At 48.9% G+C, this 4,994-nt stretch carries 4 protein-coding genes and 2 pseudogenes; 4 read left to right on the top strand and 2 right to left on the bottom strand.

Annotated elements, in window-relative coordinates:
- Positions 1 to 176 precede the first annotated feature (176 nt).
- Both STRDD11_RS10300 and STRDD11_RS10295 read left to right on the top strand, forming a co-directional pair.
- The gene (locus tag STRDD11_RS10300) at positions 177 to 563 is read left to right on the top strand and encodes a lactoylglutathione lyase (protein WP_128837326.1); all 387 of its coding nucleotides are present in this window, start codon (positions 177 to 179) and stop codon (positions 561 to 563) included.
- A 76-nt stretch (positions 564 to 639) separates the two neighbouring features.
- Positions 640 to 2,036, top strand: a pseudogene (locus tag STRDD11_RS10295) (polysaccharide deacetylase family protein).
- 38 nt (positions 2,037 to 2,074) lie between these two features.
- Here the strand turns inward: STRDD11_RS10295 and STRDD11_RS10290 are convergent.
- Positions 2,075 to 3,163 carry a DEAD/DEAH box helicase gene (locus STRDD11_RS10290; RefSeq protein ID WP_164828468.1) on the bottom strand — a complete coding sequence of 363 codons (1,089 nt, stop codon included), beginning with the start codon at positions 3,161 to 3,163 and terminating at the stop codon, positions 2,075 to 2,077.
- Entirely contained in the window at positions 3,153 to 4,133 is a 981-nt protein-coding gene (locus tag STRDD11_RS10285; protein ID WP_128837224.1) for a Gfo/Idh/MocA family protein, read from the bottom strand. The genes STRDD11_RS10290 and STRDD11_RS10285 overlap by 11 nt, the downstream gene beginning before the upstream one ends.
- A 107-nt stretch (positions 4,134 to 4,240) precedes the next feature.
- Here STRDD11_RS10285 and udk point away from each other — a divergent pair, with 107 nt between their 5' ends.
- A complete protein-coding gene (gene udk, locus STRDD11_RS10280; RefSeq protein WP_164828467.1) occupies positions 4,241 to 4,876 on the top strand; it encodes a uridine kinase in 636 nt (211 codons plus the stop codon).
- 39 nt (positions 4,877 to 4,915) lie between these two features.
- Positions 4,916 to 4,994: pseudogene (locus STRDD11_RS14640) on the top strand (DUF1275 domain-containing protein); the annotation flags it as partial.

The raw sequence follows: 4,994 nt of genomic DNA, 5'->3' as shown, positions 1-4,994 counted from the left end.
TTTAGTTCTTATACAGTATCTTCCCAAAGATCCATCCCTCTGTGGGTGAGGGCGCAGCCATCATGGGAGTCTGTCCCACCGCCTTCTATATGTTTTATCTGCTTTTTTAAAAATTTAATATCCATTTTGCCTAAAATAGGGTATAATAATAAATATGAAAATAAAGAGGTGAAATGATGGCATCAAAAATGTTACATACTTGTTTGCGTGTGGAGAATTTGGAAGCATCGATTGCTTTTTATGCGGAGGCTTTTGGCTTTGAGGAGCTGCGCCGCAGGGATTTTCCGGAATACAAATTTACCATTGTCTATCTAGGTTTGGACGGCGATGATTATGAGCTGGAATTGACCTATAACTATGACCACGGTCCTTATATCATCGGGGATGGTTTTGCCCATGTGGCTCTCAGCACGCCGGACTTGGAGGCACTCCATGCCGAGCACAAGGCCAAGGGTTATGAAGTGACGGGTCCCAAAGGTCTGCCCGGCAATCCGCCTAACTATTACTTTGTCAAAGATCCTGACGGCTACAAGGTGGAAGTGATTCGTGAGAAGAGTCTCTAAAGCTTAGCGGCGGAGGCTTTCTTGCTTCAAGCAAACCAAAAACTTTTTATTAGCGACATTCATGTAGGATAGGTGTATGAAAAGACAAGATAAAAAGAGAAACGGTAAGAAGAAGCTCCTCGTTTTCAGTCTGCTGAGTCTGACGGTCCTTGCTGCTCTGTTTTTTGGTGCAGTGAGGATTTATGCGATTTTTCAGGAAAAGGAACTGCAGGAGAAGGTGGATGCGCTAATCGCCCAAGAAGAGAAGTACCATGCTGAAAACACCGAAAAGCAGAGTAAAATGATTGGCAGCCACTATATCGAGTCCTTTTATCCTCTGCTGAATGGTCAGGTCATGACTGCAGTCAAGGAGCAGGCAGAAGCAGATAGCCAGACCATTAAGGATAATCAGAAAAAGACAGCAAGATTGAGCAGCTGACCTTCTATTATACGGAGGAAAAGGAAACAAGCCTGAAGGATGTGATGGAAGTGCTGGTCCATCGCAGAGACTATCAGGTCCAAAAGATGGAGATCAGCAAAGGAGAAGTCCGGCAGATTGCTGCCAGCTATATCCGCCAGGACGGCAGTCGGCTGACCTTGGATCAGCTCTTTACCAATGGCGAGGCAGCCAAGGAGCTTTTTCTCAGCGAAATAGCCAGCCAGCTGACCTTTCGGCAGGTGGACGAGGGCGGGCAGACAGAGGTCATGACCAGCCTAAGCCAGACCGAGCTCAGCCAATGGACCTTCCGCTACGAAAACAGTCATTTTTCGATTGGCCTGCCTAAGGAGGTCCAGGGACTGACCAGTCTGGATATTCCCCTGTCCAGCTTTTACAATTGCATCAACCCGGACTATCTGACAGGAGCTGATCTGGAGTCTTATCAGAGTTTTGAGGCCAAACGGCATGAGAAAATGGTCGCGCTGACCTTTGATGATGGGCCTGAAGCCAAGACGACACCGCAGGCTCTGGATATTCTCAAAAAATATGGCGCCAAGGCAACCTTTTTCATGGTCGGACAAAATATTGCCGGCAATGAAGATTTGGTCAGACGGGTCTATGCCGAAGGCCACCAAATCGGGATTCATACATGGGACCATCCGATTTTGACCAAGCTCCCGCTAGAGGCAGCCAAGCAAGAAATTTTGGACACTCAGACAGCGCTTGCCAAGGTTACCGGCAGCAAACCGACCATTACCCGGCCGCCTTACGGTGCCATTAATCTGACGATTCAGAATGCTCTGGATCAGTCCTTTATCATGTGGAATATTGACAGTCTGGACTGGAAAACGCATAATACCAAGGCTATCATGCAGGAAGTGGCTAAAACGCAGCCCGGATCGATTATTCTCATGCACGATATTCATCAGACCACCATTGATGCCCTGCCCAGCGTCATTAAGTATCTGCAAAATCAAGGCTACACACTGGTGACGGTGGATGAACTGCTGGAAGGCCAGCTGGATCTGCATCGCATCTATTACGGCAGAAACTAAAAAAAATTGGAAATTGCTTTGCAGCATTTCCAATTTTTCTAATTTATATACAGTTCTTGGTTTTTCGAGACAAGCTCTCGCACGGAGGCGTATTTTTTGAGCGTTTTGAGCTCTTCTGGGTGGCTGACCAGCGTGATGACGGTGCCTTCCTTGCCCATACGGCCGGTTCGGCCTGCACGGTGGGTGTAGGTTTCCAGATCACGCGGCGGCTCATAATTGAGCACACACTCCAGTGCCTCAATATCAATGCCGCGGGCTACTAAGTCGGTCGCCAGCAGCAGGGTAATCTGATGCTCTTTGAATTTATCCAGAATCACCTTGCGGAACTTGACATTGACATCACTGGCCAGAGAGACAGCATTGGCCTCACGGTACTGGAGCTTTTCCTCGGCGCTGCCCAGGTCAGACAAGGCGCTGAAAAAGACCAGACCGCGGAAGTCTTTCACATTGGACAGTTTGCGCAGGAGCTCGACCTTGTCGCGCTTCTCGACCTGCATGTAGAAGTGCTGGATATTGTCCAAGGCCTGGTCGTCAATGCTGATTTGAAGGGTATTTTCAGCAATCTTATCGTGGTCAAACTTAGCTGTCGCGCTCATGTAGACCAGCTGGTGGTCGCGTGGGGCATAGCGGCAGACCTTCTCTACAAAGTGATACTGGGAATCGCTGAGCAGCTGATCAAACTCGTCTAAAACAATTGTTTCCACATTCATCATCTTGATTTTTTTCAGCTTGACCAGCTCAAAAATACGTCCAGGTGTACCGATGAGGATTTCCGGTCCTTTTTTCAGCCGCTCAATCTGGCGTTTCTGACTGGAACCGGAAATGAAGAGCTGGGCTGTCAGTCCTAAGGGCTGAGCCCAGGCCTTGCAGACCTCAAAAATCTGGCCAGCCAGCTCGGTATTGGGAGCCAAAATCAAGAGTTGCTGGGCTTTTTTGGACGTTAGCTTCAGCAGGCTGGGCCAAAGATAGGCCAGCGTTTTACCGGTGCCGGTCGGACTGACACCGAGAACGGTCTGCCCCTCGGCAATCGGCTCAAACATCTTTTCCTGAATAGCTGTCAGCTGGTCAAAGCCAAGCTGGGTCAGCTGGTCTCGCCAGCTTTGGGGAAATCTTTCCTTAATCATCATCAACCTCAAATCTAATACCTGCTTCCCTGCGCATGGCAAACAGACAGTCGTGAACAGCTGCCGTAGCCTGCTGCCAGTCTGCATATGTCCTGTCTTCACCGTTTTCTAACACTCCTGCAAAAGCCTGAGCCTCTTCCAGCATGGGGTGCGCCGCCTGCTCGATTGGCAGAACTTCCTCCTGACCGTCCAGTCTTTGGAAAATGGCAGAGCTGATAAACTCAATACCGTCTAAAGTCAGGGTTCCCTGATCGGTATAAATCTCAGCTGGCAGCTGGCTGTTGAGATTTTTGCCGGCCTGTATGCGGACCTGAAAGTCGGGATAAATCAGACTGCCGGCACCGTTCAAATCCACGGTATTGGGCAGCTGCTGAGCGGTGTAAAGAGCTTTTTCCGGTCTTCCAAAGAGACCGATGGCGGCATAGAGGGTATAAACTCCCAGATCCATCAGCGCTCCGCCGGAAAATTTTGCCGAAAAGACATTGGGTTCCTGTCCCTCCAGCAGGGCCTGCATTTTGGAAGAATACTTTGCATAGGTGAAGCTGGCCCCCCAGACAGTCTTATCCCTGAGAAATTCTCGGATGGTCGCAAAGGCCTTCTCATGGTAGTTGCGGGCCGCTTCAAAGACATAGACCTGATGTTCTGCAGCCAGTTTGACCAACTCTGCCCATTCGGCAGGAAGAGAGACGGCCGGCTTTTCCACGATGACATGCTTGCGGGCCAGAATGGCTACTTTGGCATGGCTGAAGTGGAGCGAGTTTGGACTGGCAATGTAAACCACATCTAAGTCAGCAGACAGAAATTCTACCATGTCGGTGTAGAGCGCGACTTTTTCGTAGGCTTTCACGAAACGCTCAGCAGCAGTCAGCGTCCGAGAGTAAACAGCAGCCAGCTGGTAGCCACCGCTGAGCTGAGCAGCCTTGATAAATTCATGAGAAATGGCGCCTGTACCGATAATGCCTAGTTTTAGCATGGGCTCCTCCTTTTTCTATTTTGGATCAATACTTTTTTTGCTTTAGCTCTTTCATTATAACATGAATTAGGGTAAAATAGATAGGATTACAAGTGATGGAGCAGAACATGCAAAACAGACCTATTATTATCGGTGTTACTGGTGGCTCTGGAGGCGGAAAAACCAGTGTTTCCCGGGCGATTTTAGCCAACTTTCCCAATGAAAAAATTGCCATGATTGAGCACGACTCTTACTATAAGGATCAGTCCCACCTGACCTTTGAAGAACGGGTTAAGACCAATTATGACCACCCCTTTGCCTTTGATACGGATTTGATGATTGAGCAGATGCGGGAGCTTTTGGCTGGACGTCCAGTGGACATTCCCACCTATGACTATACCGAGCATACCCGCAGCAGCAAGACCTACCGGCAGGATCCGCAGGATGTCTTTATTGTCGAAGGAATCTTGGTACTGGAGGATCAGCGCCTGCGCGATTTGATGGATATTAAGATTTTTGTTGACACGGATGATGATGTACGGATTATCCGCCGGATTAAGCGGGATATGGAGGAGCGCGGCCGCAGCCTTGACAGTGTCATTGAGCAGTATCTAGGTGTGGTCAAGCCCATGTATCACCAGTTTATCGAGCCCACCAAGCGCTATGCGGATGTCATTATTCCTGAGGGAGCTTCCAATAAGGTGGCCATTGACCTGATTACGACCAAGATTGAGAAAATTCTGCAGGAAGCCAGAGAAGGATAGAAAGGAAGGGAGCGAAGGCCTCCCTTTTTAGGAAATGTGATGAAAAAGTTTACCAAAAGAGAATTCCACTCTCGCTCAAAGTTTTTTGCCTGCCTGCTTACCTTTTGTGCCGGTTTTA

This window comes from Streptococcus sp. DD11, from assembly GCF_001578865.1.
Lineage (GTDB): Bacteria > Bacillota > Bacilli > Lactobacillales > Streptococcaceae > Streptococcus > Streptococcus panodentis.
The sequence above is the reverse complement of the archived record's forward strand: the minus strand, read 5'-3'. Positions and strand labels throughout refer to the sequence as shown.